Here is a 26,784-nt window from a genome sequence, read left to right as displayed (position 1 = left end):
TCCGTCATCGGAGGTGGCCGCCGTGCGCCCCTTGCCCGTACCCGTCCGTCTGGCCGCCACGGCGATGGTCCTCGCCGCCACCTCCGGTTGTGTGAACGTGGGCGACGACGCGGGCCCGGCCAGACCGTCGCACTCGGCGGGCCGGCGGGGCGGCGACGCGTCCGACGGCCTGACGGTGGTGTCGGGGCGCGGCGGGGGATACGGCGGCGAGGCGGTCGACGGCAAGCACGGGCACGGCGGGAAGCCGAAGCCGGGGAAGTCGGCCTCCGCCTCGGCCACGCCGTCGGCGAAGGGCAGCGCTGCCTCGTCCGCACCGGCCGAGACCGGCAGGACCGAGAAGCCGGGCGACCCGCCCCCGAGCAAGGACCAGCCCACGCCCTCGCACACCCCCGAGCCGACACCCACGCCGCCGCCCCCTCCCCCTCCTCCGCCACCACCCGCGTCCAGCGAGCCCCCGACCGCCGAGCCGTCCTCGTCGGCGCACGAGGAGACGGGGCCGCAGCTGGCCCAGCGGGAGCCGGCGCCTACGGCCGGGTCACCGGTGTAGGGGCGTGTGACGTACGTCTACCGGGCTCGGTTTGCCTTCAAGGGTGGAGGGTGCGTATGGTGGTAGATCGTTTGATCCCATTTGCCCGGCGCCACCACAGAGCGCGCCGTGTGGCGCGTACTCTCCCTTGCCGTGGCTGACCGCATAGAGGCGGTCGTATTGCGAATCACGGAGTTGACGGGCGCGTGCCGACGAGACTCCGGAAGGTTTCGCAGACGCATGTCCATTTCCAGTACTGATCACGTCGTGGTGCCCGAGAACATCGAGGCCGACAACGCTGAGTTCCAGGCCGCCGACGAGACCAGCACGCCCGAGGTCACCTTCGCGGACCTCGGTCTCCCCGAGGGCGTCGTGCGCAAGCTCGCGCAGAACGGCGTGACCGTCCCCTTCCCGATCCAGGCCGCGACCATCCCGGACGCCCTGGCCGGCAAGGACATCCTCGGCCGGGGCCGCACCGGCTCCGGCAAGACCCTTTCCTTCGGTCTGCCCACCCTGGCCGCGCTGGCCGGTGGCCGCACCGAGAAGCACAAGCCGCGGGCCGTCATCCTCACGCCCACCCGTGAGCTCGCCATGCAGGTCGCCGACGCGCTCCAGCCGTACGGCGACGTCCTCGGCCTGAAGATGAAGGTCGTCTGCGGCGGTACGTCGATGGGCAACCAGATCTACGCCCTGGAGAGGGGCGTCGACATCCTGGTCGCCACCCCGGGCCGCCTCCGCGACATCATCAACCGCGGCGCCTGCTCCCTCGAGGACGTGCGGATCGCGGTCCTCGACGAGGCCGACCAGATGTCCGACCTGGGCTTCCTGCCCGAGGTCACCGAGCTGCTCGACCAGGTCCCGGCGGGCGGTCAGCGGATGCTGTTCTCGGCCACGATGGAGAACGAGATCTCCACGCTGGTCAAGCGCTACCTGGTCGACCCGGTTTCGCACGAGGTCGACGCCGCCCAGGGCGCGGTCACGACCATGTCGCACCACATCCTCATCGTGAAGCCCAAGGACAAGGCGCCGGTCACCGCCGCGATCGCCTCCCGCAAGGGCCGCACGATCATCTTCGTCCGCACCCAGCTGGGCGCCGACCGGATCGCCGAGCAGCTGCGTGACGCCGGTGTGAAGGCCGACGCGCTGCACGGTGGCATGACGCAGGGCGCGCGGACGCGGACGCTGGCGGACTTCAAGGACGGTTACGTCAACGCGCTGGTCGCGACCGACGTCGCCGCCCGCGGTATCCACGTCGACGGCATCGACCTCGTGCTCAACGTGGACCCGGCCGGCGACCACAAGGACTACCTGCACCGGGCGGGCCGTACGGCGCGTGCGGGCCGCACCGGTACGGTCGTCTCCCTCTCCCTGCCGCACCAGCGACGCCAGATCTTCCGCCTGATGGAGGACGCGGGCGTCGACGCCGGGCGTCACATCATCCAGGGCGGTGCCGCCTTCGACCCGGAGGTCGCGGAGATCACCGGCGCTCGTTCGATGACCGAGGTCCAGGCCGAGTCGGCGGGCAACGCCGCCCAGCAGGCCGAGCGTGAGGTCCTCCAGCTCACCAAGGAGCTGGAGCGGGCGCAGCGCCGCGCGAGCGAGCTGCGCGAGGAGGCCGACCGGCTGGTCGCCAGGGTCGCCCGCGAGCGCGGCGAGGACCCGGCGGAGGCGGTCGCCGAGGCGCAGGCCGAGGCCGCGGAGGCGGTCGAGGTGTCGGTGCCCCAGCAGCCGGTGGCGCAGGACGTCGACAAGGCGGAGGCTCCGTCGTACGAGCGTCGTGAGCGTCGTGACAACGACCGTGGCGGCTTCCGCCGTGACGACCGCCGTGACGACCGTGGCGGCCGTTCCTTCGAGCGTCGTGACAACGACCGGGGCGGCTTCCGCCGTGACGACCGCCGTGACGACCGCGGTGGCCGTTCCTTCGAGCGTCGCGACAACGACCGCGGTGGGTTCAACCGTGACCGCGGCGAGCGTGGTTTCGAGCGTCGTGACAACGACCGGGGCGGCTTCCGCCGTGACGACCGCCGTGACGACCGCGGTGGCCGTTCCTTCGAGCGTCGTGACAACGACCGGGGCGGCTTCCGCCGTGACGACCGCCGTGACGACCGCGGTGGCCGTTCCTTCGAGCGCCGTGACAACGACCGGGGTGGCTTCCGCCGCGACGACCGTCCGGCCGGGCGTTCCTTCGAGCGCCGTGACGAGCGTGGCGGCCACCGTGGCAGCGACCGCCCGTTCAACCGTGACCGCCAGGGCGACCGCCCCGGCTTCCGCTCCGCCGGTCACGACCGCCCCTACGGCCGTCGTGACGACCACCGTGGCGGCACCGGCTCCTTCGGGCGCCGCGACGACAAGCCCCGCTGGAAGCGCAACGGCTGACACCGGGTGAACTGAGGAAGGGCCCGTACGACTCCGGTCGTACGGGCCCTTTTCCGTCGCAAGCCCGCAGGACTGCGAGGGCATCTTTTGGCCACACCGAGTCCTTGAGTGACGCATGTCACGCCCCCGGTGAGGGAATCGCTGGGGGCATGACAGATGACGCGAGAGTGAGTGGGCTGTCGGACGAGGAACGGCTTGCCCAGCTCGGCTACACCCAGGTCCTCGCCCGCCGAATGTCGGCGTTCTCCAACTACGCCGTCTCCTTCACGATCATCTCGGTGCTGTCCGGCTGCCTGACCCTCTACCTCTTCGGGATGAACACCGGCGGCCCCGCGGTGATCACCTGGGGCTGGGTGGCGGTCGGCCTGATGACGTTGTTCGTCGGCCTGTCGATGGCCGAAATCTGCTCGGCGTACCCGACGTCGGCGGGCCTGTACTTCTGGGCGCACCGCCTGGCGCCGCCGCGCTCGGCCGCCGCCTGGGCCTGGTTCACCGGCTGGTTCAACGTGCTGGGCCAGGTGGCGGTGACGGCGGGCATCGACTTCGGCGCGGCGTCCTTCCTGGGCGCCTATCTGAACCTCCAGTTCGGCTTCGAGGTCACCCCGGGACGGACGGTCCTGCTCTTCGCCGCGATCCTGCTGCTGCACGGCCTGCTGAACACCTTCGGCGTCCGGATCGTCGCCTTCCTCAACAACGTCAGCGTGTGGTGGCACGTCCTCGGAGTGGCCGTCATCGTCGGCGCGCTGACCTTCGTACCGGACCACCACCAGTCGGCGTCCTTCGTGTTCACGAAGTTCGTCGACAACACAGGCTGGGGCAACGGCCCGTACGTGGTCCTCCTGGGACTCCTGATGGCCCAGTACACCTTCACGGGCTATGACGCCTCGGCCCACATGACCGAGGAGACCCACGACGCGTCGACGGCGGGCCCGAAGGGCATCGTGCAGTCGATCTGGACCTCCTGGATAGCGGGCTTCGTCCTCCTCCTGGGCTTCACCTTCGCGATCCAGTCCTACGACAAGGAGCTCAAGTCCCCGACCGGCGCGCCCCCCGCCCAGATCCTCCTCGACGCGCTGGGCGCGACCTCCGGCAAGCTGCTGCTGCTGGTGGTGATCGGCGCCCAGCTGTTCTGCGGCATGGCGTCGGTGACGGCCAACAGCCGCATGATCTACGCCTTCTCCCGCGACGGCGCGCTGCCCTTCTCACACCTGTGGCACACCGTGAGCCCGCGCACCCGCACCCCCGTGGCGGCGGTCTGGCTGGCGACGACCGGCGCCCTGGTCCTCGGCCTCCCCTACCTGATCAACAACACGGCGTACGCGGCCGTCACCTCGATCGCGGTGATCGGCCTCTACATCGCCTACGTCGTCCCCACCCTGCTGCGGGTCCGCAAGGGCGCCGCCTTCGCGCGCGGCCCCTGGCACCTGGGCCGCTGGTCGCAGCCGGTCGGGATCGTCTCGGTGGTGTGGGTCGGCGTGATCACGGTCCTCTTCATGCTTCCCCAGGTCTCCCCGGTCACCTGGACGTCCTTCAACTACGCCCCGGTCGCCGTCCTGGTCGTCCTCGGCTTCGCGGCGGCCTGGTGGCTGGCCTCGGCCCGCCACTGGTTCCTGAACCCCGACCACGAACGCAACCGGGCCCGCGAGGCGTCCCGCACGGCGGCGCCCGAACCGGTCGATCCCTGACGGTTCCGCCGCGTTTCACCGTCCGACGTGGCCGCGTCGCCGATACCCGATCGGAGACACGGCCGCGTCCGGCTATGCTCGGGGAGGCAACATCGCCTGGGCCCTTAGCTCAATTGGCAGAGCAGTGGACTTTTAATCCATTGGTTGTGGGTTCGAGTCCCACAGGGCCTACCGGTGACAGGCGGGGGACATGGCCCCTGACCTGCTGTGCGGCGTCCGGGTCGGCTTCGGTCGGCCTGGGCGCCGTCTCGTTTGAGGGTCCGTTACGGGGGCGTGCTCAGGCGCGTGCCAGGTCCAGCAGGACCTTCGAGGCGACGGTGCGGTCGTGGGCGATGTCGAAGGCCGCCCGGGCGTCGGACAGCGGGAAGGTGTGCGTCACGACGGCGTCGACGGGCAGGCCGCCGGCCAACAGGTCGATGGCGTCGTCGAATTCGGTGTCGAAACGGAAGGCGCCGCGCAGCTCTAGCTCACGGGTGACGGTGATGTTCCCCAGCAACGGCACCTCGCCGGGAGGCAGCAGCCCGAGGAGGACGACCGTGCCGCCCCGGCGGGTCCGCTCCACGCAGGTCCGCAGTCCCGCGGGGGCTCCGGAGGCTTCCACCGCGACGTCGAACGGCGTGTCCCACGCTTCGTCCTCCGCATCGTCCTGAGCGCCGACCCGGACGGTGGCGGTGGCACCGCAGGCGCGAGCGATCCGCAGGGGTGTTTCCATCAGGTCGCTCACCACGACCTCGGCAGCCCCCTCATGGCGCAGGGCCGCGGTGACGAGGCAGCCGATCGGTCCGGCGCCGGTCACCAGGACCCGCTTGCCCCGTACGTCGCCGGCCCGTCGTACCGCGTGCAGGGCCACGGACAGCGGCTCGGCCAGCACCGCGCGGCGCAGGTCGAGGTGCGACGGCAGGGCGCGGATCTGGGCGTCCGGGACGGTGACGTGCTGGGCGAAGCCGCCCTGGACGTGCGGGGTACGGGCGGCGCTGCCCAGGTAGCGGGTGCCGGCGCACACGTTGCGCCGTTCCGCGCCGCATTCGGCGCAGTGGTCGCACGGGGTGGCCGGGTGGACCGCGACCGGGGTGCCGACGGCCGGTCCGTCCGCACCCGGGCCGAGGGCGGCCACGTGGCCCACGATCTCGTGGCCCAGCACCATCGGCTCCCGCACGGTGAAGTCACCGACCCGGCCGTGGCGGTAGTAGTGCAGGTCGGATCCGCAGATGCCGCCGAAGGCGACGGTGACGGCCACCTCGCCGGGGCCGGGCGCGGACGGCGTGAACTCCTCCACACGGAGGTCTCCCGCGGTGTGGATGACGCAGGCGTGCATGGTGGAGGTTTCCTTCCGGGAACAGCGGACTTGAGATCAGGGGACTTCGGGATCAGAGGACTTCGGGATCAGAGGGCTTCGGGATCAGAGGACGGAGAGCATGCCGCCGTCGACGTACAGGACCTGTCCGTTGACGAAGTCGGAGGCCGGGGAGGCGAGGAAGATCAGGGCGCCGACGAGGTCCTCGACCCGGCCCCAGCGGCCGGAGGGAGTGCGTCGGCGCACCCAGGCGCTGAACTCCTCGTCGGCGACCAGGGCCGAGGTCAGCTCCGTGTCGAAGTAGCCGGGGCCGATGCCGTTGACCTGGATGCCCAGGGGGCCGAGGTCCGCGCACATGCCCTTGGTGAGCATCTTCAGGCCGCCCTTGGTGGCCGCGTACGGCGCGATGCCGGGCCGGGCCACCTCGCTCTGCAGCGAGCAGATGTTCACGATCTTGCCGTGGCCGCGCGCGGCCATGCGCCGTGCGACCGCCCGGCCGACGAGGAAGGCGCTGGTGAGGTTGGTGTCGAGCAGCCGGTGCCAGTCGTCGTCGGAGAACTCCAGCAGCGGCCCGCGGTGCTGTGCCCCCGTGTTGTTGACGAGGACGGAGAGCGGACCCGCCGCTTCCTCGGCGCGGGCGACGCCCGCGGTGACCGCCGCCGGATCCGTGACGTCGAAGGCGACGGCGTGGACCCGGTCGCCGTGCGGGACGGCGAGTTCGGCGCGTGCCTTCTCCAGCGCGTCGGCGTCACGGCCGTTGAGGACGACCGTGCAGCCGGCGTCCAGCAGTCCTGCCGCCAGTGCCTTGCCGATGCCGCGGCTGGAGCCGGTGACCAGGGCGGCCCTGCCCGTGATGTCGAAGGACGGGTGGCTCATGCGGGCACCCCGTGGGGAACCGCGGGTGTGCCGGGCAGCGGGGTGCGGGCGGGGCGGCCCGCCAGGACGTCGAGGATGTTGTCGACGGCCAGGTCCACCATCGCGGCGCGGGTGGTGTCGGTGGCCGACCCGATGTGCGGGAGCGTGATCACGTGCGGCTCGCCGACGAGCGGGGAGAGGTCCTCGCCCATCGGTTCCCGCTCGAACACGTCGAGGCCGGCCGAGTGCAGGGCGCCCCGTCGGACCGCTTCGAGGAGGGCCGCCTCGTCGATCACGCCGCCGCGCGAGGTGCTGACGAGGGTCGCCGTCGGCTTCATGACGGCGAGTTCGCGGTGGGAGATCAGGTGCCGCGTCTCGGCGGTGAGCGGTACGTGCAGCGAAACGACGTCCGCCTCGGCCAGCAGCGTCTCGAGACCGACCCGCGTCGAGACGGCGTCGTCGGACGCGTACGGGTCGTGGTGGATCACGCGCATGCCGAAGCCCTGGGCCCGCCGGGCCACCGCACGCCCGATCTGCCCGTAGCCGACGAGGCCGAGGGTGGCTCCGTGGACGTCGAGACCCAGGTGGTCGTGCATCCGGAACTGGTCCCAGCCGCCGCGGGCCAGGCTCGCGGCGGCGGCGCCGAGGCGTCGGCGGGCCGCGAGGATCAGGGCGAAGGTGAGGTCGGCGGTGGTCTCCGCCAGGACTCCGGGGGTGTGGGTGACGACGATGCCGCGCTCGGCGGCGGCGGCCCGGTCCACGTTGTCGAAGCCCATGCTCGCCAGCGCGATCACCCGCAGGGACCGGCCGGCGGCGGCCATCAGCGCGGCGTCCACCGGGTCGTTGCCCAGGGCGAGGATGCCGGTGCTGCCGGGGGCGAGAGCGGCGAGATCTCCCGGGCCGGGCTTGTCGGTGCCCGCCCAGGACACCACCTCCGCCTTCTCGGCCAGCCGCCGCAACCCGGAACCCGGCAGGTCCTGCCGGGTGCTGAGCAAGCGAATCGTCATCTGTTCTCTCCAGTAACAGGGCAGGTGCCATTTCTGACGCCGGTGCCGAAATGAGCCCTGTCGGCCGGGCGGCAGTTTTATCTCACGCTAGCCACGGCCCGTACCGGGAACAAATAGCAATCCGGTGTGACGCTATAGCTCGTTCTTATCGCTGTCCTTCTTGTAGTCTCCCTTGTCGTCTCCCGGACAGTCGTGAAAGGCCCGTACCAGTTCGAGGAAAACGTTGTGCACGGCCAGCGCCGGTTCGGACAGCGGCTGGTTGTCGGAAGTGACCATGGACAGCTTCACCTGGATGACCGGGTCCACGATGCGGCGCACGCTCAGGGAGCGCACATCGAGGATCGCGCGCGCCGCGGAGCCGGGCAGGACAGTGGCGCCGAGCCGGTCCTCCACGGCGTTGACCAGAGTGAGCGCGGACTCCACCTCGCCCACCACGTTCGGTTCCAGCGAGGCCTGCTGGAACGCGGCGTCCACCACCTGCCGGACGGTGTGGATCCGGCTGGGCAGCAGCAGCGGCACCCGCTCCAGTTCCCGCAGGCTCACCTCGTCCTCGCGCGGGGCCCGCGTCCCGTCCGGGGCACCGATCAGGAACAGGTCCTCGGTGCGCAGGTGCTCGAACTGCACGCCGCGCAGCGGTCCCGCTCCGTAGATGAACGCCATGTCCATCCGGCCCGTCATGATGGCCTCGCTGATCACCCCGCCGAAGTTCTCGTTGACGTGCAGCAGGATCTCGGGGTAGCGCTCGCGCACCCTCTTCAGCAGCGGGAGGGCGAGCGCCGCGCCCAGGCTGTACGGGGCGAGGCCCACCGAGACGCTGCCGGCGGGCGCGCGCCCCGACACCCGGACCGCCGCGTGGGCGAGGTCGACCTGCCTGAGGATCAACTGCGCGTGGCGGTACAGGGCCCGGCCGGCCTCGGTCGGCGCGACGCCGCGTTTGCTGCGGATCACCAGCTGCTGCCCGAACTGCGCCTCCAGGGCGGACAGCTGCTGGCTCAGCGCCGGCTGGGCGATGTGCAGGATGTCGGCCGCGCGCGTGATGCTCCCCGCGTCAATGATCTTGATGAACGAGTAGAGACGCCTGGTGTCCACGAGGAGCCTTCCGACGAGCGGAGTCACATCGTAGGAAGCCGGCGGGGTGGAGCCCAGCCCCAGGACAGCCCTGATGTGAGCCGCGTCATACGAATCCACGATAACGCCAAACCGAACGGGTATTGGCGGCCGGGTGAGGACTGGATTAAGTTGACCGGCACATCACTCGAGGAAATACTCGCAGTGAAAATACTCGAAGCTGCCCTTCCCGTCGAATTCACATCAGCGACCGGAATGCGTGACGGCGACATCAATCAATTCCCTCCCGGAGGACGCCTTGATCCATATGGTCGATCTCGTCGCCGATCTCGGCGAGGGCTTCGGGGCCTACACGATGGGCGATGACGAAGCCCTTCTGGAATTGCTCACGTCCGCCAATGTCGCCTGCGGATTCCACGCCGGCGATCCGCGCATCATGGACGCCACCGTCCGCGCCTGCGTGGCGAACGGCGTGACCGTCGGTGCCCACCCCAGCTTTCCGGACCTGGTCGGCTTCGGCCGGCGAGCCATGGACCTGACGCCCGAGGAAGTACGCACCGACGTGCTGTACCAGGTCGGTGCCCTCCAGGCGTTCGCCCACGCCCACGGCACCCGCGTGCGGCATGTCGCCCCGCACGGACGACTGGGCAACCTGGTCGCCGTCCGCGCCGACTACGCCAAGGCGGTCGTGGACGCCGTGGCCTCGCTGGACGACTCCCTGATCGTGCTCGCCCAGGACGGCGAACTCGCCGACGCCGCCCGCACCAGCGGTCTGCGCGTCGCCATCGTCGGCATCGCCGACCGGGCCTACCGGGACGACGGCACCCTCGTGCCCCGCTCCGAACCCGGCGCCGTGATCCACGACGCGGACGACATCGCCCGCCGCACCCTGCGCATGGTCACCGAGGGCGTCATCAGCAGCGTCGGCGGCAAGGACATACCGGTCGCCTGCGACACGGTGCTGCTGCACGGCGACACCCCCGGCGCCATCGCGCTGGCCGGACGGATACGGTCCGAACTCCTCGCCGCAGGCGTGCGCATCACCGGTCTCGACGAGGTGCTGAGCGGCACAGAACGCCAAAGGCCGCTGGTATGAACGCCCACGTCGTGATCTCGGACTGCGGTGACTCCGCGCTGATCGCCAAGGCGGTCGGCCTGGGCACCGAGGAGGCCTGGCAGCTGGTCCACGCCCTCGCGGACGCACTCGACGCGCTCCACCTCCAGGGCATCCAGGACGTCGTGCCCACCTACGACGCCCTGCTGGTGGAATTCGACTGCGCCGGCACGGACCACGACACCGTGCGCGGCATCCTCTGGCACGAGGCCGCACGGTTCGCCTCGGCGGCCCCCTGCTCCCGGGCACCCCGCCGATTCGTCGTGCCCGTCGTCTACGGCGGAGAACACGGCCCCGACCTGCCCGAGGTCGCCGCCTGCCTCGGCCTCACCGAGCGCGAGGTCGTCCGGCTCCACACCGGTTACGACCTCACCGTCCGCTGCCTCGGCGCCCCCGCCGGCGCGCCGATGATGGACGGCCCGCCCTTTCCCGCTCCCGTGCCGCGTCTGGCCTCGCCCCGCGTCCGGGTCGAGCCCGGCTGCGTGGCCGTAGCGGGCCGCCAGGCCGTGATCTGCCCCATGCCCTCGCCCGGTGGCTGGCCGCTCCTCGGCCGCACCCCCGTCCGCGTGCTCGACCTGCACGGCGACCCGCTCACCGCCTACCTCCCCGGAGACACCTTCCGGTTCGTCCCCATCGCCCCCGACGAGTGGGACGAGCATGCCGGCACCCCGTTGGCGGCCTGCCATGGCTGAGACCCTCACCATCCGCACCCCGGGCCTCACCACCGTGCAGGACCTCGGCCGCACCGGGCGCTCCCGCTACGGCCTGCCCGCCAACGGGGCCTGCGACCAGCACTCGGCGCGCGTCGCCAACGTGCTGTGCGGCAACGACGAACGGGCACCGCTGCTGGAGCTCACCGCGCTGGACTTCGCGTGCACCCCGTCCGGCGACATCCTCGTCGCCGTGACCGGAGCACCCGCCGACGTCACCGTGGGCGGCGTGCCCGCACCGCAGTGGCAACCCGTCCCCGTGCCGGCCGGCGACACGATCCGGGTGGGCAACATCCGTGAGGGGCTACGCGTCTACCTCGCCGTCCTCGGCTCCTTCGAGGCCGACTATCTCCAGGGCAGCTGTGCCCCGGACACGATCCTCGGCTTCGGGACCGGCCTGACCGCCGGAACCGAACTGGTCCTGCGCACGGCCTGCCCGCCCCTCGCCCACCCGTTCTCCGGCATCCCGCTGTTCCGGCTGCACCCACCCGTCCCGCGATACTCCGCACCGTGGACGATCGACGTCACCGACGGCCCCGACCGGGCCGACTTCGGCGACACCGCGGCCCGCCTGTACGCGGCGCCCTTCACCGTCACCCCGCGCAGCAACCACATCGGCCTCCGTCTGGAGGGCCGCGTACCGCGCCGCGTCACCCAGGGCGAGATCCTCTCCCGCGGCGTACCCGTCGGAGCCGTCGAGGTGCCGGCCGGGGACGAACTCCTCGTGCTGCACCGCGGGCGCGGCGTCACGGCCGGCTATCCCGTCCTCGCCGTCGTCACCGCCACCGGGCTCTCGGCGCTCGGGCAGGTCAGGCCCGGGCAGACCGTCCGCTTCCGGCACCGCACCCTCGACCAGGCGATCACCGCCCACCGGGCGCAGCGCATCGCCGTCGAGGCCCTCAAAGAGCGCGTCCGCACGGCGTTCGACACCCTGCGCGTCCCCGCCCCCTTCGCTGTCCCCGTCCCCCTCCCCCACCCGATCCCCGCCCCGGTCGGCAGCTGACCGCTCTCCCGGTCATCCGCCCCCTCGACCATCCGCACCTGGCCGAGAGCTCCTCATCCCCGTCTGCTCCATCCCCGTCTGCTCCATCCCCGCTTGCTCCGAGACAGGAGAAGTCATGAGCACCGTGGCCGCTCAGCCGGTACCCAACACCGTCGATCCCAGTACCGCCCGCAGGATCACGCTCGCCGGATGCATCGGCATCTTCGCCGAGCTCTACGACAACGGCATCTTCGGCTTCATGGCCGGGACACTCGCCACCGTCTTCTTCCCCGGTTCCCAGGACGCCGTCCAGCTCGTCTTCCTCGGATACGCCGTCTCCTTCTTCTTCCGCCCCCTCGGCGGTGTCATCTGCGGCCACCTCGGCGACCGCCTCGGCCGCCGGCGCATGCTCGTCTTCGTCATCCTGCTGATCAGCGCCGCCACCGCCGCCATCGGCGTACTGCCGTCCTACGCGGCCATCGGCGTCGCCGCTCCGGCGCTGCTGATCCTGCTGCGCATCGCCCAGGGCTTCTCCGTGGGCGGCGAGGCGTCCGGCGCGATGAGCTTCCTCGCCGAGCACGCCCCCGAGGGCAAGCGCGGCCTGTACACCAGCTACGCGCAGATCGCGTCCTTCCTCTCCCTGCTCACCGGCACCCTGATCGCCGCGGCCATGACCAGCGGGCTCGGCGCCGACCGCATGGAGTCCTGGGGCTGGCGCATCCCGTTCCTGCTCGCCGTGCCGCTCGGCATCACCGGCATCTACATCCGCAGGCGCATCAGCGACACGCCCAACTTCATGCGCCTGCGCGAGGAGAACGGCCTGTCCAGGAACCCGCTGAAGGAGGCGTTCTCCTCCGCGGAACACCGCCGGGCCATGCTGCTCGCCCTGTTCATCCCGCTGATGAACGGCTCCGGCTACTACGTCCTGTTCACCTACATGCCCACCTTCATGAGCACCGAGCTGCACTTCGGCAAGGTGCAGGGCCTCCTCGTCACCGCCTCCAGCCTGGTGGCGATCTGTCTGGCCATCCCGTACGTGGGCCGGCTGTCCGACCGGGTCGGCCGCAAGAAGGTCATCGCCGGCTCCGCGATCGCCATGGCCGTCGTCGGAATCCCCTGTTACCTGCTGATCGGCACCGGCAACGTCGTCCTGGCCATCGTCGGCGCGTGTGTCATGGCCGTCGTCTTCGCGGGCCACACCGGCGTGATCCACATCCTGCTCGTCGAGCTCTTCCCCACCCGGCTGCGTTACTCCGCCTACGGCCTGGGCTACAACCTCTCCTCGGCCCTCTTCGGCGGCACCGCCCCGCTCCTCATGACGTGGCTCATCGCCACCACCGGCAACGTGAACATGCCGGCCTTCTACGCGGTCCTCACCGCCCTCGGCACCCTCGCCGCGGTCTCGGTGGTCAAGGACCGGGCGCACCTCCCGCTGCGCGACGCCTGACCGACAGCACCGCGCCTCCGCATCCCGCCCTCACCCCCCACCCCCACCCGCAAGGAGCACCAGCATGCCCATCTCCGACTACCGGACCGCCCTCGTCACAGGTGCGTCCACCGGAATCGGAGCCGTCGTCGTCGAGCGCCTCGCCAAGCGGGGGCTCGAAGTCCACGCGGTCGCCCGTAACGCCGAACGCCTGCGGGCACTCGCGGACGCCACCGGCGCCATCCCGCATCCCGTCGACATCACCGACACCGAGGCCCTGACCAGGACCGTCGACGGCCTGGACATCGACATCCTCGTCAACAACGCCGGCGTCTCCCGGACCGGCAACATCCTCAGCGCCGACGAGTTCGCCGTCGACGAGCAGATCGCGGTGAACATCCAGGCCGTCCTGCACCTCGTCCGGCTCCTGATGCCCGGCATGGTCGAGCGGGACCTCGGACACATCGTCAACATCAGTTCCATCGCCGGGGTCTACAACTTCGGCGGCAACACGATCTACCACGCCACCAAGGCCGCCGTGCACACCCTCTCCCGCCAGTTGCGGGTCGACGGCTACGGCCGCCGGGTCCGGGTCACCGAGATCTGCCCCGGCCGCGTGGAGACCGAGATCTTCGGCCGGCTGCTCGGCGACATGGAGGCCGCCCAGCGCCAGTTCTACGACGGCTACGAGTCCCTCAAGCCCGAGGACATCGCCGATTCCATCGAGTTCGCCGTCGACTCGCCGCGGCACGTCAACATCGGCCACATCGAGATCCTGCCCACCTTCCAGGTCCCCGGCGGCCTGAACTTCGAGCGCCGCGAGGGATGAACGCCATGACCGTCGCCCCCACCACAGCGGCCCGAGTGCGCCGTATCAACCCCTCGCCCAGCACGGCCGCCGCCCAACGCGTGCGCGAGCTCAAGAGCCAGGGGCTCACCATCCACGACCTCACCGTCGGCGAACCCGACTTCGACACCCCCGCACACGTCAAGGCGGCGGCGGTGCGGGCGATCGAGGCGGGGGAGACCAAGTACACCCCCGTCAACGGCACCCCCCGGCTGCGGGCCGCGATCATCGACAAGCTCCGCTCCCGGCACGGCCTGCACTACACGGACGAGCGGATCACCGTCGGCGGCGGCGCCAAGCAGGTCATCTTCCTCGCCCTGATGGCGACCCTGGACGAGGGCGACGAGGTCGTCGTACCCGCCCCGTACTGGGTGTCGTACCCCGACATGGTCCTCGCCAACGACGGCACCCCCGTCATCGTGCCCTGCTCCGAGTCCGACGGCTTCAAGCTCACGCCGGGCGCGCTGCGGGAGGCCCTCACGGACCGCACCCGCTGGGTGGTCCTCAACACCCCCGGCAACCCCACCGGCGCCGCCTACACCACCGACGAACTGCGCGCGCTCGCCGAGGTCCTGCTGGACCACCCCCGGGTGCGGGTGCTCACCGACGAGATCTACGACGAGATCTGGTACGGCGACGGGCAGAGCCGCTCGCTGGCCGCCGTCGAACCGCGCCTGGCCGACCGGGTCTTCCTCACCAACGGCGTGTCCAAGACGTACGCGATGACCGGCTGGCGGCTTGGCTACGGAGCCGGCCCCGCCGACCTCGTCTCGGCCGTCAACACCCTCCAGTCGCAGATGTCCTCCTGCCCCTCCTCGGTGAGTCAGGCGGCCGCGGCGGAAGCCCTGACCGGCCCCCAGCACTTCGTCGAGGAAACGGTCCGCACCTACCGCGCCCGGCGCGACACCACCACCAAGCTCGTCAACGACATCCCTCATCTGAGCTGCACCGCCCCGGCGGGCGGCTTCTACCTGCTGGTGAACTGCGCCGACGCCATCGGCCTGCGCACCCCGGACGGCGAACGCATCGACAACGACGAGCAGTTCGCCCGCTACCTGCTCGACAGCCGGCAGGTCGCAGTGATCCACGGCTCCGCCTACGGCGCACCGGGCTACTTCCGCATCTCCTTCGCCACCTCCGCGGACGTCCTCACCGAGGCCTGCGCCGGCATCGCCGCGGCCTGCGCCGCCCTCACCCCGGCCGTGTCCACCTGAAGGGTCCCCATGATCACCATCAGTACGAAGTTCGAGCGCCCCGATCCCGGCCTCGTCAAGCAGCTGAGCGCCTTCTCCTCCGCGACCGTCCACGAGGCCCAGGGGCGCCTGGGCGCCCTGGACTCCACCATCAAGCCCGTCGACCACCGCATGAGACTGTGCGGGCCGGCGTTCACCGTCGTCTGCGCACCGCGCGACAACCTCATGCTCCAGACCGCGATCCACTACGCCCTGCCCGGCGACGTCATCGTCGTCTCGGGCGGCGCCTACGCGGAGGCCGGCTCCTTCGGCGACGTCCTCGCCAACGCCTGCCAGTCGAAGGGACTCGGCGGCCTGATCACCGACACCGGCGTCCGGGACACCCAGGAGCTGCGCGCACTCGGCTTCCCCGTCTTCTCCCACAGCGTCTGCATCAAGGGCACCGTCAAGGAAACCGTCGGCCCGCTCTGCGAGCCGGTCACCGTCGGCGGCCAGGTCATCCGGCCCGGCGACGTCGTCAGCGCGGACGCCGACGGCGTGGTCGTCGTCCGACACGAAGACCTCAACGAGACGATCGCCGCCTCGCAACGCCGGACCGACGTGGAGGCCGACTTCATCGCCGCGTACCGGTCCGGCAGGACCGTGGCCGAACTCTGCGGCCTGGCGCCGCTGCTCGCCGCGAAGGGAGTGGTGATCGACGAGTGAGGCGGCGGCGCGAGGGGGTGCACGACGCGTGGTGCCATGGGCATCCGCCGGTGCTCGCCTTCGTCGACGCGCCCCCTGTGCCGAGCCGGCCCATGGCGGGGTCCGTGAACCCGCCGGGGTGGGCCTGCCGCTTCCCGTACGCCGGGCCGCGGGTCCTTCACCTGCCGGAGTCGAGTACGCCGCTCACCGAGGTGGATCTGGCCGGGTTGGCGGAGGCGGAGCTCGCGCAGGTGCGGTACCGGCGGCCCGAAGTGCTCGGGCGGTCGCTGTTCAACCGGTGGGGGCGAGCGGACCGGTGGCGGCCCGGTAGGCGCGCAGGAAGGCCGCGACGCCCCCTGTGATCAGGCGGTCCGTCTCCGCCTTGGGGAGCGGCTGGACCCCGTAGTGGGACAGCTGCACGATCGCGTGCGCGGTCAGGGCCGAGAAGTGGGCGCCGGTCAGGGCCGCGTCGCCGTGGACGTCGAGCAGGCCCGCTTCGGCGAGGCCGGTCATCGCCTCGGCCATGGCCTGGCCGACCGGGAGCGGTCCCGCGTCCCGCCATGCCTGGAGGACCTCGGGCGGGACGTGGTCGGCCTCGGCGTGGATGTGGCGGACGAGCGCGAAGTGGTCGGGGTAGTCGGTCATGAGGTCCACGAACGCGCGGGCCAGGGCGACGAGGTCGCGCTCCAGGTCCTCGGGGCGGGGCGGGCGCCCGGGGGCCAGCACCGCGTGCAGACGGGCGAGCTGGGCGTCGCGCACCTCGGTGGAGGTCCAGGTGACGACCGTACGGAAGAGCTGGGCCTTGCCGCCCGGGAAGTGGTTGTAGAGCGTACGCGTCGAGATGCCGGCCTCGGCGGCGAGCGCGTCCACCGAGGCCCGGGTGTAGCCCTCGCGGCCGAAGACCGTGCAGGACGCGCTCGCGATGGCGATCTGTTTCTCGAGCTTGCGCGGTGAGACCGCGCGCCGGGCCTGTTCCGTCCGTTCCTCGTTGCTGTCGGCCACCAGTCTTCTCCCAGCCTCGCCGTCCGTATCTACAACGCACGTTGTAATTTCTACAACGTGCGTTGTAGCTTACCTGAAGGGCCGCGGCGTGCGGCCCACCCCAAGAGGGATACGAGGGGACATCCATGTCTGCAACCGACAGCACCGGCCACACCGACACCGCCCCGCTGCGCGTCGCCGTCATCGTCGGCAGCGTCCGCGAGGGCCGCCAGGCGAGCGCCGTCACCGAATGGTTCCTCGGCACGGCCGCCGGGGACGACGGACTGGAATTCGACGTCGTCGACCTCGCGGACGTCCACCTGCCGCTGGTCATGCCCGGCTGGGGCGGCACCCCGGGCCCCGAGACGGCCGCCGCGCTGAAGGACGTCTCGCCGCGGCTGGACGCCGCCGACGCGTTCGTCGTGATCACCCCCGAGTACAACCACAGCTTCCCGGCGGCCCTGAAGAACCTCATCGACTGGCACCACGGCCAGTGGCAGGCCAAGCCGGTCGGCTTCGTGTCGTACGGCGGTCTCGGCGGCGGACTGCGCGCCGTCGAGCAGCTCCGGCTGGTCTTCGCCGAACTGCACGCCGTCACGATGCGCGACTCCGTCAGCCTGCACGGACCCTGGTCCGGTCTCGGGGAGGACGGCGCCCCGCGCGACGCGGCCGTCTGCGCCGGTGCCGCCAAGGGAATGCTCGGGCAACTGGCCTGGTGGGGGCGGGCGTTGCGGACGGCCCGCGCCGAACGGCCGTACGCGGCCTGACGGGAGGCGGGGGAACATGAGCGCGACCGGGACCGCCGAGGCGCCGGCCGGGGCGCGGGATGCCGCGTCCGCCGCCGCGCTCCGCCGCATCGTCACCGTCGTGGTCATCGGCTCCGTGATGTCGGTGCTCGACATGACGATCGTCAACGTCGCGATGCGCGGCCTCTCGGAGTCCTTCGGCGCGCCGCTGGAGACCATCCAGTGGACCGCCACCGCGTACACGCTGGCGCTCACCGCCGTCATCCCCGCCTCGGCGTGGGCGATGGGCCGGATCGGCGCCAAGCGCACCTATCTGACCGCCCTCGCCCTGTTCACCCTCGGTTCGCTGCTCGCCGCCTGCGCCTGGGACGCCGGCAGCCTCATCGCCTTCCGCGCGGTGCAGGGGCTCGGCGGCGGGCTGCTCATGCCGGTCGGGATGGCGATGGTGATGCGGGTCGCGGACCGCGCCCGGCTGGGCCGGGCCATGGGTCTGCTCGGACTGCCCGTCCTGGTCGGCCCGGCGGCCGGGCCGGTCCTCGGCGGCCGGCTCGTCGACGCGGCGTCCTGGCACTGGATCTTCCTGGTGAACCTGCCCGTCGGCGCGCTCGCTCTGATCCTCGCCGGGAAACTGCTCCCACGGGACCGCCCCGGGCGGGCGTCCGCGCCACCCGCACTGGACGTCCCGGGCCTGCTGACCCTCTCCCCGGGGCTCGCGCTGCTGCTGTTCGGGCTCGCCCGGGGCGGTGAGCGGGGTGACTTCACCGCGCCCGGCGCCTTCGGGCCCGCGCTCGCCGGTGCCGTGCTCCTCGCCGCCTTCGTACGCCGTGCGCTCACCGCCCGTGCCCCGCTGCTCGACCTGCGGCTGCTGCGGGACCGTACGTTCGCCGCAGGGGCCGCCACGCTCGCCCTGTTCGGCTGCGGCTACTTCGGGTCGATGCTGCTCGGGCCGCTGTACTGGCAGCAGCAGCGGGGCATGACCGCGACGGTCGCGGGGCTGCTGGCCGCCCCGGTCGGGTTGGCCGTCGGTACGGCGATGCAGGTCGCCGCGCGGCTGGTCGACCGGGTGTCACCGCGGCGGCTGATCCAGGCGGGGGTCGTGGTGGGCGCGCTCGGGATGGCGCTGGGGGCGCTCCAGGTCGGGGTGGACGGCGTGGCGCCCTGGCGGGTGGTGGGCTCGGCCGCGGTGATGGGCGTCGGCTCCGGCATGGTGCTGATGCCGGCCATGACGACCGCGACCCGTGAGCTGCCCGCTGACCGGGTGGCCGCCGCCGGCACCGCGCTGAGCATCAACGCGCAGGTGTGGGCCTCGGTGGGCACCGCGCTGCTGTCGGTGGTGCTGGGCGCGGCGGGCGCGGACCCGGCGGGGTTCCGGATCGCGTACGCGGTCGCGGCGGGGCTGCTGGCCCTGGCCCTGCTGCCCGCGGCACTGCTGCCGGGGCGACGGCCCGCGGGCCGGGAACGACGTGGGCCCCGGCTCAGCCCACGCTGAGTTCCGTCAGCTCCGCGAGCGGCAGCGTGTGCTGGGTCTGGAGCACCTTCGCCCGCAGGTACCGCACGTTGTGGGCGGTGGTGAAGACCCCCGTCGGCACCCGGTCGCGGACGGCGAGGCCCAGGCCGCGCAGCTGGTCGGCCTTGTCGGGGTTGTTGGAGAGCAGGTCCAGCTCCTCGATGCCGAGGGCACGGAGCATCTGACCGGCCGACGTGTAGTCGCGGGCGTCCTCCGGGAGGCCCAGGGCGGCGTTGGCCTCGTAGGTGTCCAGGCCCTGGTCCTGGAGGGCGTACGCGTCGAGCTTGTTGTAGAGGCCGATGCCGCGGCCCTCCTGGCGGAGGTAGAGCAGGACGCCACCGCGGTCGGCGATGCGCTCGACCGCCTCGCGCAGCTGGGGGCCGCAGTCGCAGCGGGCCGAGCCGAAGACGTCCCCGGTCAGGCACTCGGAGTGCAGGCGGACCAGCGGGACGGTACCGGGGGCGGGCCGGCCGAGGACGACGGCCACGTGCTCCTGGCCGTCGGTCAGGCCGTGGAAGGTGACCAGTTCGGCGTCGACGCTGTAGCCGTCGTGGAAGCGCAGCGGTACCCGGACGCGGGCGCGCGGGGTGGCGGCGGGGGTGTCGGGCATGCGGGTCTCCGGGGTTCAGGAGTTTCAGATTTGAAGCAGATGCCGGGAACCCTACCCCATGCTTTAAATTTGAAGCAACGGAATGAACCAAGGGACTTCCGAATCTCGTGCGAGGGTCACGAACAGGACTTCGGCGACCGGCGCCGCCACGGCACGTCGTCCGGCGCGCACCCCGCGTCCTCGCCCTGGAGTGCGTCGGCGACCGAGCCGAAGATCTCCTCCAGCTGCCGTACCTGTTCGGGGCTGAGGCGGTCGAAGAGGGAGGCGCGTACGGTCGCCACGTGACCCGGTGCCGCACCTTCCAGGACGGCCATCCCCTCGTCGGTCAGCGCGGCGATGCTGCCCCGCTTGTCGGACGGGCACCCCTCGCGCCGTACCAGGCCGTCCTTCTCCAGCCGGGTCACGACGTAGGTCAGCCGGCTCCGGGTGATCTTCGCCTGCTCCGCGAGGTCGGTCATCCGCAGACTGTGTTCCGGCGCCTCGGAGAGGTTGGCCAGGATGGAGTAGTACAGGTGCGGCATACCGGTGTCCTGCTGGAGCTGCCGGTCGATCGCGTCCTCCAGGAGGAGGCTGCCGGCCATGTAGGCGCGCCATGCGCGCTGCTCCTCGGGGGTGAGCCAGCGGGTCGTCATGCCACCAGTGTAGGTTTGTTTCAAACTTGAACCAAGATCCGGGTCCGCCCGGCCACCGGATCCGCCGTTGCCCGCCTCCCGAAGAGAGCGCGTCGATGCCCCGTCCGTACGTCCTGCTGTCCGCCGCCGTCTCCCTCGACGGGTACCTCGACGACACCGGCCCCGACCGGCTGCTGCTGTCCAGCCCGGCCGACTTCGACCGGGTCGACGAGGTACGGGCGTCCGTCGACGCGATCCTGGTCGGCGCCGGCACCATCCGCGCCGACAACCCGAGGCTGCTGGTCAACTCGGCCGAGCGGCGGGCGGCCCGGCTCGCCGCCGGACGGGCGGAGTACCCCCTCAAGGTCACCGTCAGCGGCTCCGGCGACCTGGACCCGGACGCGAACTTCTGGCACACCGGTGGCGAGAAGGTCCTCTACACGACCGGCAAGGGCGCCGAGCGGGCCCGCGCCCTGGGCATCGCGGCCGACGTCGTCCCACTGGGCGAGGATCTCGACTGGCCCGCCCTGCTCGAACACCTGTACGCGGTGCGCGGGGTGCGCCGCCTGATGGTCGAGGGCGGCGGCACCGTCCACACCCAGCTGCTGCGGGAGGGCCTGGCCGACGAGCTGCAGCTCGTCCTGGCCCCCCTTTTCGTGGGCGACCCGCACGCTCCGCGTCTCTTCGGTCCCGGGGGCTACCAGGCCGGGCGGCTGCGGCTGCTGGAGACGCGCCGCATCGAGGACGTCGTCCTGATGCGCTACGAGCCGACCGCGCCCGGCACCGGCCCGGCGGCCGTCGCGGCCGACCGTCACTGGCTGCGGATCGCCTGCGAGCTGGCCGCGCTGTGCCCGCCCTCGGGGACGGCGTTCAGTGTCGGGGCGGTGGTGGTGGCCGCCGACGGTACGGAACTCGCGCGTGGCCACTCACGCGAAGGGGACGATCCCGTGGTCCACGCGGAGGAGGCGGCCCTGGCCAAGATCCGGTCCGGCGACCCCCGGCTGGCCGGCGCCACGGTGTACAGCAGCCTCGAACCGTGCGCCCGGCGGGCCTCCCGGCCGGCGCCGTGTGCCCGGCTGATCCTCGACACGGGGATACGGCGGGTGGTCACGGCCTGGCGGGAGCCGGACACGTTCGTCACCGGCGCCGACGGGAGCGGGCTGCTGGCCGCCGGGGGCGTGGACGTGGTCGTGCTGCCGGAGTACGAGGAGGCGGCGCAGGCACCGAACCGGCACCTGCCGGGCTGAGCCCGGAAGCCCTGGTCGGAAAGGTGTGTGCGAGCAGCCCCGCGGATGACGTACACTGGTGACACAACGACGCGGGGTGGAGCAGCTCGGTAGCTCGCTGGGCTCATAACCCAGAGGTCGCAGGTTCAAATCCTGTCCCCGCTACTGAAGACTCAGGGCCGGAATCCAGTACATGGATTCCGGCCCTGAGTGCTTTCCCGGGCCCCGACCACCTCGAGCCGGACTCAACTCGCCCGATTTTCGCCGGTCATGGCCTAAAAGGTCTCCTGTGAAAACCATAATGATCAAGCCGAACGGCTTGGAAACTGACCGGTAGCTCTATTAACGTTCGATAACGCAGCGCGGTCGTCCCAGCCGTCACCCGCGACGGCTCCGTGCGCACATGCCGAATCCCGCAAGGGAACCGGGGAACCACCACTTGGGGTGAATCACGCGAACACCGTCGTGAACTTGGGTTCACGACCGGTATACGCGCGTAGGAGACCTTCCCGCTCCGAACCCGTCAGCTAACCCGGTAGGCGTTACGGAAGGAAGGAGCACGCCCGCGTGGCGTCCAACCGGCCTGCCCCCACAGCCCCGTTCGTGCCGAGCCAGCGCACCGACACCTTCGGCTACGGCGAGTACCGCACCGACGAGGGCCCCTGGGAGGAGTGGAACCCCACCGAGGAGTCCCTCACCCCGGTACGCGGCCGGCACCGCGTCAGCAAGCAGCGCGGCGGCGGGCTCGCCCGCAGCTCCACCGTCCTGGGCGTCGGCGTGATAGCCGCCGTCGGCGCGGGCGGCATGGCCAGCGCCAACACCGGCAAGCCGCCGGTCCACATCTCCATGCCCGACCTGCCCTCCGTCGGCTCCCTGCTGGGCGACGACGCGGGCGGTGCCAAGGCCACCGCGGCCGGCCTGAGCCACGTCGGCGTGGCCACCGCCGACAGCGACCAGGACAGCCACGACGCCGGCGAGGCCCTGCGCAACCGGATCATGGCGCAGGCCGAACAGCAGAAGAGCCAGGTCGACAACAAGGCGACCGCCGCAGCCGTGGCCGCCGCGGAGAAGCAGTCCACCGCCGCTGCCGCCAAGGCCGAGAAGGAAGCCGCGGCCCAGGCCACCGCCGCCAAGGACAAGGCGGAGGCCGTCGCCAAGAAGCAGGCCGAGGCCGACCGCCTCGCCAAGCTGGCCAAGCAGTACACGCTGCCGACCTCCTCGTACACGATCACCGGCACCTTCGGCCAGCCCGGCGCCATGTGGTCCTCCGGCTACCACACCGGCCTCGACTTCGCGGCGCCGACCGGCACGCTCATCAAGGCCATCCACAGCGGCACGATCACCGAGGCGGGCTGGGCCGGCGCCTACGGCTACCGCACCATCCTCACCCTCGACGACGGCACCGAGCTGTGGTTCTGCCACCAGTCCTCGATCAACGTGAAGGTCGGCCAGAAGGTCGGCACCGGTGAGGTCATCGGCCGTGTCGGCGCCACCGGCAACGTCACCGGCCCGCACGTGCACCTCGAGGTCCACCCCGGCGGGCAGGCCACCGGCATCGACCCGATGGCGTGGCTGCACAGCAAGGGCCTCAACCCCTGACACGTCCTTCCGTTCCCCGGCAGCCCTGACGACACCCCCCGACGTCAGGGCTGCCGGGCGTATGCGGAATGCGCGCCACCGCCGCGGTTGTTGGATCAAGGCATGACCTCTCTTCGCACACTCGGCAGCTCCGACCTCGCGGTCTTCCCGCTCGCCCTCGGCGGCAACGTCTTCGGCTGGACCGCCGACGAGGCGCAGTCCTTCGCCGTCCTGGACGCCTACACGGCCGCCGGCGGCAACTTCGTCGACACCGCCGACTCCTACTCGGCGTGGGTCGAGGGCAACGAGGGCGGCGAGTCGGAGACCGTCATCGGCAACTGGCTCAGGTCCCGCGGCAACCGCTCCGACGTCGTCATCGCCACCAAGGTCAGCCAGCACCCGAAGTACCAGGGCCTGACCGCCGGCAACATCAAGGCCGCGGCCGACGCCTCCCTGCGCCGGCTCGGCACCGACCACATCGACCTGTACTACACCCACTTCGACAAGACCGAGGTCCCGGTCGAGGAGATCATCGGGGCGCTCGACGAGCTCGTCCGGACGGGCAAGGTGCGCTACATCGCCGCCTCCAACATCTCGGCCGAGCGCCTCCAGGCGTCCCTCGACTTCTCCGAGCGCGAGGGCCTCGCCCGGTACGTGGCACTGCAGCCGCACTACAACCTCGTCTCGCGCGACACCTACGAGGGGCCGCTGCGGGACGTCACCGCCCGCGCCGGCCTCGCGGTGGTGCCGTACTACTCCCTCGCCTCCGGCTTCCTCACGGGCAAGTACCGCCCCGGTACGACCGTGGACAGCGCGCGGGCCGGGGGTGCGGCGAAGCACCTGGAGACCGAGCGGGGGCAGAAGGTGCTGACGGCCCTGGACGAGATCGCCGCCGCGCACGACGCCCCCGTGGCCTCCGTGGCCCTCGCCTGGCTCGCCGCCCGGCCGACCGTGGTGGCCCCCCTCGCCTCGGCCCGCACGGTGGACCAGCTGCCGGCGCTGCTCGGGGCGGCCGGGCTGGAACTCACCGAGGAGGAGCTGACGCGGCTCACCGAGGCGTCGGCCTAACCCTTCCCCGTCCCGGGGTCGCTACGTCCGGTACGGGTTGTAGGCGGTGTACGGCGCCGCCGGATACCCGTAGCCGGGCCCGGGGCCGGGTCCCTGTACGTACCCGTACGCGCCCTGCACCCCGTGCACCGGCCAGGGCGTCGGAACCACCGGAGCCGACGCCCTCGCCGCGTACTCCAGCGCGGGCCGCGCCGCCTGCCGCCTGCTCCACAGCTCGGCCAGCAGCTCCCGCTCCCGTACGACGAAGTCGGCACCCGCCCGGCCGCGCCGCCCCCGGTGCCGCAGGAATGCCAGCGAGGTCGCGTACGCCTCGTACTGCGCCACCGCCCGCGCGGTCGGCTTGCCCCCGTGATGGCGGGCGTAGTCACGGGCCATCCGCCGGGCCCGCATCGAGCCCAGCGCGAACGGCTCGCCCGGGCCCAGCCAGCCGGCCAGGACGTACGCCGGAAGCTCCTCCCGCACGGTCCGCAGCTCCCGCTGGCGCGTCCAGATCACCAGCCAGGTCAGCAGCCCGAACGCGGGCAGCATGAAGGTCCCGTACACGGCGAAGAAGCCGTACTCGCCGAAGGTGGAGGAGCCGTTCCACAGCGCGTGCATGCCCATCGCGAGCAGCAGCCCGCCCAGCGGCACCAGCACGCGCCGCACATGCTGCCGGTCGGCGGACAGGGCGGCGATGCCGAAGCCGATGCCGGTCATGACGGTGAACAGGGGGTGCGCGAACGGGGACATGATGACGCGCACGAAGAAGGTCGCCGCGGTCACGGAGGCGATGCCGCGGCCGCCGGTGATCTGGTCGGTGCCGAAGGCGGTACCGAGATAGAGGATGTTCTCGGTGAAGGCGAACCCGGTGGCCGTGACCCCGGCTATCACCACGCCGTCCACGATCCCGGTGAAGTCCCGTCTGCGGAAGAGGAAGACGAGCAGGACGGCGGCGGCCTTGGCGGATTCCTCCACGATCGGCGCTATGACCGTCGCGCCGAGGGTGTCGGCGCTGGACGGGTCGGACGTCGTGGCTATCCACTTGGTGGCGAAGCTGTTGGCGACGATGGCTATCAGCGCCGCCGCGCAGGCGCCCCAGGCGAAGGCGAAGACCGTGTTCCGCCACGGGCCGGGCTCGACCCGGTCCAGCCAGCGGAAGGCGGCTATGAGCAGCGGGACGGGCAGCACGGCCAGTCCGAGGCCGACGAGGAACCCCTCCGTGCCGGTCTGCTGCCGCACCAGGGCCAGGATGACGAGCCCGGAGAGCGTGAGCAGCGTGATCAGCGCCCCGTACCGCACCCACCTGCGCTGCCACCAGTGCGGGTGCCGGAGCGCACCGTCGACGGGTCCGGCGGGGTGCGTCGGATACGGGGGAAAGGTGGCCACGGCATTGACCCTAACGTCGCTGCTGCTCCCGCTGCTGTACGCGGCGGAACAACAGATCATTCACCACATGTCCCTTCTCCAGGCCCTGTCCCTCGAAACGGGTCAGCGGGCGGAAGTCGGGACGCGGCGCGAAACCGCCGTCGGGCCGGGTGTTCTCGAAGTCCGGGTGCGCGGTCAGCACTTCCAGCATCTGCTCGGCGTACGGCTCCCAGTCGGTCGCGCAGTGCACGATCGCGCCGGGCCTGAGCCTGGTCGCGGCCAGGGTGAGGAACTCCGGCTGGATCAGCCGCCGCTTGTGGTGCCGCTTCTTCGGCCAGGGGTCCGGGAAGTAGACCCGCAGCCCGTCCAGTGAGTCCGGGGGGAGCATCTCGCGCAGCAGGATGATGGCGTCGCCGTTGCCGACGCGGACGTTGGGCAGTCCGTCGCGGTCGGCGAGGCCCAGCAGATTGCCCTGCCCGGGGGTGTGCACGTCCACCGCGAGGATGTTTCTGCCGGGATCCTCGGCGGCCATCCGCGCGGTGGCCTCGCCCATCCCGAACCCGATCTCGAGCACGACCGGGTTGTCGTTCCCGAACAGCTCGGCGAGATCGATGTCCCGCCGCCCGTCGATGTCCAGCCCCCACTTGGGCCACAACCGCTGCAAGGCGTCCGCCTGCCCCGCCGTCACCCGGCTCCGCCGCGGCTGGAAACTCCGGATCCGCCGCTCGAAGTGCGACCCCGCGGGGTCCGCCTTCGGGCCGTCCGGGAACCGTGGCTCCCCCTTGGTCCGGCTGTGCCGGATGGACACACCGGGGGCGGGACGCGGGGGGCCGGGCGTTTCGGGAGCGTTCAACGAGTCAGACACAGTGAGTCGATTTTAGCGGGGCCGCCCCGGCGTCCGACCGAACGGGACGGGCCGGACGGGACGGTGATCACCGCATCCCCTCCAGCACGGTCAACGCCCTGCGTGCCACCTCCCGCCCGATCGGCAGCGAAGCGGTGGCCGCGGGAGACGGGGCGTTCAAGCGCGTGCACCGCACGGGGGGCTCTCCTTGGGCAAGGAGTGGTCCACCAGCGTGCTTGTGCGGGGCCGTCCGGACGCTCGACCGAACCGGGCAGGGGTCACCGCACCGTCTCCAGCACGGTCAACGCCCTGCGCGCCACCTCCCGCCCGATCGGCAGCGAAGCGGTGGCCGTGGGAGGCGGGGCGTTCAAGCGCGTGCACCTTACGGGGGGCTCTCCTTGGGCAGGGAGTGGTCCACCAGCGTGCTTGTGCGGGGCCGTCCGGACGCTCGACCGAACCGGGCAGGGGTCACCGCACCGTCTCCAGCACGGTCAACGCCCTG

General features: G+C 71.6%; 24 protein-coding genes, 2 tRNA genes and 1 riboswitch. Of the genes, 17 read left to right on the top strand and 9 right to left on the bottom strand.

Going from position 1 to position 26,784, the window contains the following annotated elements; translation table 11 throughout:
• The first annotated feature begins 22 nt into the window (after positions 1–22).
• The 4 genes from ACH45E_RS08010 to ACH45E_RS07995 all read left to right on the top strand — a co-directional run bounded on the left by ACH45E_RS08010 (position 23) and on the right by ACH45E_RS07995 (position 4,758).
• Positions 23–547 carry a hypothetical protein gene (locus ACH45E_RS08010; RefSeq protein ID WP_361441603.1) on the top strand — a complete coding sequence of 175 codons (525 nt, stop codon included), beginning with the start codon at positions 23–25 and terminating at the stop codon, positions 545–547.
• A 219-nt stretch (positions 548–766) separates the two neighbouring features.
• Positions 767–2,902, top strand: a complete 2,136-nt coding sequence (locus ACH45E_RS08005) for a DEAD/DEAH box helicase (RefSeq protein ID WP_361441600.1) — start codon at positions 767–769, stop codon at positions 2,900–2,902.
• Between the two features lie 149 nt (positions 2,903–3,051).
• Complete coding sequence (locus ACH45E_RS08000) at positions 3,052–4,587, top strand: amino acid permease (protein WP_361441597.1); 1,536 nt, start codon at positions 3,052–3,054, stop codon at positions 4,585–4,587.
• A gap of 98 nt (positions 4,588–4,685) precedes the next feature.
• Positions 4,686–4,758 (top strand) — tRNA-Lys (locus ACH45E_RS07995).
• Between the two features lie 106 nt (positions 4,759–4,864).
• On the opposite strand, the gene ACH45E_RS07990 is transcribed toward ACH45E_RS07995, so the two are convergent.
• From ACH45E_RS07990 to nac, 4 genes are all read right to left on the bottom strand, one after another.
• The gene (locus tag ACH45E_RS07990) at positions 4,865–5,902 is read right to left on the bottom strand and encodes an L-idonate 5-dehydrogenase (RefSeq protein ID WP_361441594.1); all 1,038 of its coding nucleotides are present in this window, start codon (positions 5,900–5,902) and stop codon (positions 4,865–4,867) included.
• A gap of 84 nt (positions 5,903–5,986) precedes the next feature.
• Entirely contained in the window at positions 5,987–6,757 is a 771-nt protein-coding gene (locus ACH45E_RS07985) for a glucose 1-dehydrogenase (RefSeq protein WP_361441591.1), read from the bottom strand.
• Complete coding sequence (locus ACH45E_RS07980) at positions 6,754–7,743, bottom strand: D-glycerate dehydrogenase (RefSeq protein ID WP_361441588.1); 990 nt, start codon at positions 7,741–7,743, stop codon at positions 6,754–6,756. Before ACH45E_RS07980 ends, ACH45E_RS07985 begins: the two co-directional genes overlap by 4 nt.
• Before the next feature lie 132 nt (positions 7,744–7,875).
• Positions 7,876–8,832, bottom strand: a complete 957-nt coding sequence (nac, locus tag ACH45E_RS07975) for a nitrogen assimilation transcriptional regulator NAC (RefSeq protein ID WP_361441585.1) — start codon at positions 8,830–8,832, stop codon at positions 7,876–7,878.
• A 286-nt stretch (positions 8,833–9,118) separates the two neighbouring features.
• Between nac and ACH45E_RS07970 the strand changes: the two genes are divergently transcribed.
• From ACH45E_RS07970 to ACH45E_RS07940, 7 genes are all read left to right on the top strand, one after another.
• Complete coding sequence (locus tag ACH45E_RS07970; RefSeq protein ID WP_361442569.1) at positions 9,119–9,907, top strand: 5-oxoprolinase subunit PxpA; 789 nt, start codon at positions 9,119–9,121, stop codon at positions 9,905–9,907.
• Positions 9,904–10,617, top strand: coding sequence for an allophanate hydrolase subunit 1 (locus ACH45E_RS07965; protein WP_361441582.1), 714 nt, complete (start codon positions 9,904–9,906; stop codon positions 10,615–10,617). Before ACH45E_RS07970 ends, ACH45E_RS07965 begins: the two co-directional genes overlap by 4 nt.
• Positions 10,610–11,638: an allophanate hydrolase gene (locus tag ACH45E_RS07960; RefSeq protein ID WP_361441579.1), complete on the top strand. Its 1,029-nt coding sequence runs from the start codon at positions 10,610–10,612 to the stop codon at positions 11,636–11,638. The genes ACH45E_RS07965 and ACH45E_RS07960 overlap by 8 nt, the downstream gene beginning before the upstream one ends.
• A gap of 115 nt (positions 11,639–11,753) precedes the next feature.
• Positions 11,754–13,064: an MFS transporter gene (locus tag ACH45E_RS07955; protein ID WP_361441576.1), complete on the top strand. Its 1,311-nt coding sequence runs from the start codon at positions 11,754–11,756 to the stop codon at positions 13,062–13,064.
• Positions 13,065–13,128: 64 nt separating this feature from the next.
• Positions 13,129–13,872, top strand: a complete 744-nt coding sequence (locus ACH45E_RS07950; RefSeq protein WP_361441573.1) for an SDR family oxidoreductase — start codon at positions 13,129–13,131, stop codon at positions 13,870–13,872.
• Between the two features lie 5 nt (positions 13,873–13,877).
• On the top strand, positions 13,878–15,104 hold the full coding sequence (locus tag ACH45E_RS07945; RefSeq protein ID WP_361441570.1) for an aspartate transaminase: 1,227 nt from the start codon (positions 13,878–13,880) through the stop codon (positions 15,102–15,104).
• Between the two features lie 9 nt (positions 15,105–15,113).
• Positions 15,114–15,788 carry a 4-carboxy-4-hydroxy-2-oxoadipate aldolase/oxaloacetate decarboxylase gene (locus ACH45E_RS07940; protein WP_361441567.1) on the top strand — a complete coding sequence of 225 codons (675 nt, stop codon included), beginning with the start codon at positions 15,114–15,116 and terminating at the stop codon, positions 15,786–15,788.
• A gap of 270 nt (positions 15,789–16,058) precedes the next feature.
• Here the strand turns inward: ACH45E_RS07940 and ACH45E_RS07935 are convergent, their stop codons facing one another.
• Positions 16,059–16,769 (bottom strand): TetR/AcrR family transcriptional regulator, encoded by a 711-nt coding sequence (locus ACH45E_RS07935; RefSeq protein ID WP_361441564.1) that lies wholly within the window; start codon positions 16,767–16,769, stop codon positions 16,059–16,061.
• A gap of 125 nt (positions 16,770–16,894) precedes the next feature.
• Here ACH45E_RS07935 and ACH45E_RS07930 point away from each other — a divergent pair, with 125 nt between their 5' ends.
• Both ACH45E_RS07930 and ACH45E_RS07925 read left to right on the top strand, forming a co-directional pair.
• Complete coding sequence (locus ACH45E_RS07930; RefSeq protein WP_361441561.1) at positions 16,895–17,515, top strand: NAD(P)H-dependent oxidoreductase; 621 nt, start codon at positions 16,895–16,897, stop codon at positions 17,513–17,515.
• Positions 17,516–17,531: 16 nt separating this feature from the next.
• Entirely contained in the window at positions 17,532–18,983 is a 1,452-nt protein-coding gene (locus tag ACH45E_RS07925; RefSeq protein ID WP_361441558.1) for a DHA2 family efflux MFS transporter permease subunit, read from the top strand.
• Here ACH45E_RS07925 and ribA read toward each other — a convergent pair.
• On the bottom strand, positions 18,970–19,611 hold the full coding sequence (gene ribA, locus ACH45E_RS07920) for a GTP cyclohydrolase II (protein ID WP_361441555.1): 642 nt from the start codon (positions 19,609–19,611) through the stop codon (positions 18,970–18,972). The two genes, ACH45E_RS07925 and ribA, sit on opposite strands and share 14 nt — an antisense overlap.
• A 116-nt stretch (positions 19,612–19,727) precedes the next feature.
• Positions 19,728–20,243 (bottom strand): MarR family transcriptional regulator, encoded by a 516-nt coding sequence (locus ACH45E_RS07915; protein ID WP_361441552.1) that lies wholly within the window; start codon positions 20,241–20,243, stop codon positions 19,728–19,730.
• Positions 20,244–20,338: 95 nt separating this feature from the next.
• Here ACH45E_RS07915 and ACH45E_RS07910 point away from each other — a divergent pair, with 95 nt between their 5' ends.
• The 4 genes from ACH45E_RS07910 (at position 20,339) to ACH45E_RS07895 (ending at position 24,094) form a co-directional block, all read left to right on the top strand.
• A complete protein-coding gene (locus ACH45E_RS07910) occupies positions 20,339–21,469 on the top strand; it encodes a dihydrofolate reductase family protein (RefSeq protein ID WP_361441549.1) in 1,131 nt (376 codons plus the stop codon).
• A 70-nt stretch (positions 21,470–21,539) separates the two neighbouring features.
• A tRNA-Met gene (locus ACH45E_RS07905) sits at positions 21,540–21,613 on the top strand.
• A 229-nt stretch (positions 21,614–21,842) separates the two neighbouring features.
• A riboswitch (cyclic di-AMP (ydaO/yuaA leader) is annotated at positions 21,843–22,005 on the top strand.
• A gap of 10 nt (positions 22,006–22,015) precedes the next feature.
• Entirely contained in the window at positions 22,016–23,047 is a 1,032-nt protein-coding gene (locus tag ACH45E_RS07900; protein WP_361441546.1) for a M23 family metallopeptidase, read from the top strand.
• 102 nt (positions 23,048–23,149) lie between these two features.
• Entirely contained in the window at positions 23,150–24,094 is a 945-nt protein-coding gene (locus ACH45E_RS07895; protein WP_361441543.1) for an aldo/keto reductase, read from the top strand.
• Positions 24,095–24,115: 21 nt separating this feature from the next.
• On the opposite strand, the gene ACH45E_RS07890 is transcribed toward ACH45E_RS07895, so the two are convergent.
• Both ACH45E_RS07890 and trmB read right to left on the bottom strand, forming a co-directional pair.
• Entirely contained in the window at positions 24,116–25,459 is a 1,344-nt protein-coding gene (locus ACH45E_RS07890; protein WP_361441540.1) for a PrsW family intramembrane metalloprotease, read from the bottom strand.
• Positions 25,460–25,469: 10 nt separating this feature from the next.
• Positions 25,470–26,303, bottom strand: coding sequence for a tRNA (guanosine(46)-N7)-methyltransferase TrmB (trmB, locus tag ACH45E_RS07885; protein WP_361441537.1), 834 nt, complete (start codon positions 26,301–26,303; stop codon positions 25,470–25,472).
• Between the last annotated feature and the right edge of the window lie 481 nt (positions 26,304–26,784).

This window comes from Streptomyces sp. NPDC020299, from assembly GCF_044387825.1.
In the GTDB taxonomy this organism is placed as follows: Bacteria; Actinomycetota; Actinomycetes; order Streptomycetales; family Streptomycetaceae; genus Streptomyces.
The sequence above is the reverse complement of the archived record's forward strand: the minus strand, read 5'-3'. Positions and strand labels throughout refer to the sequence as shown.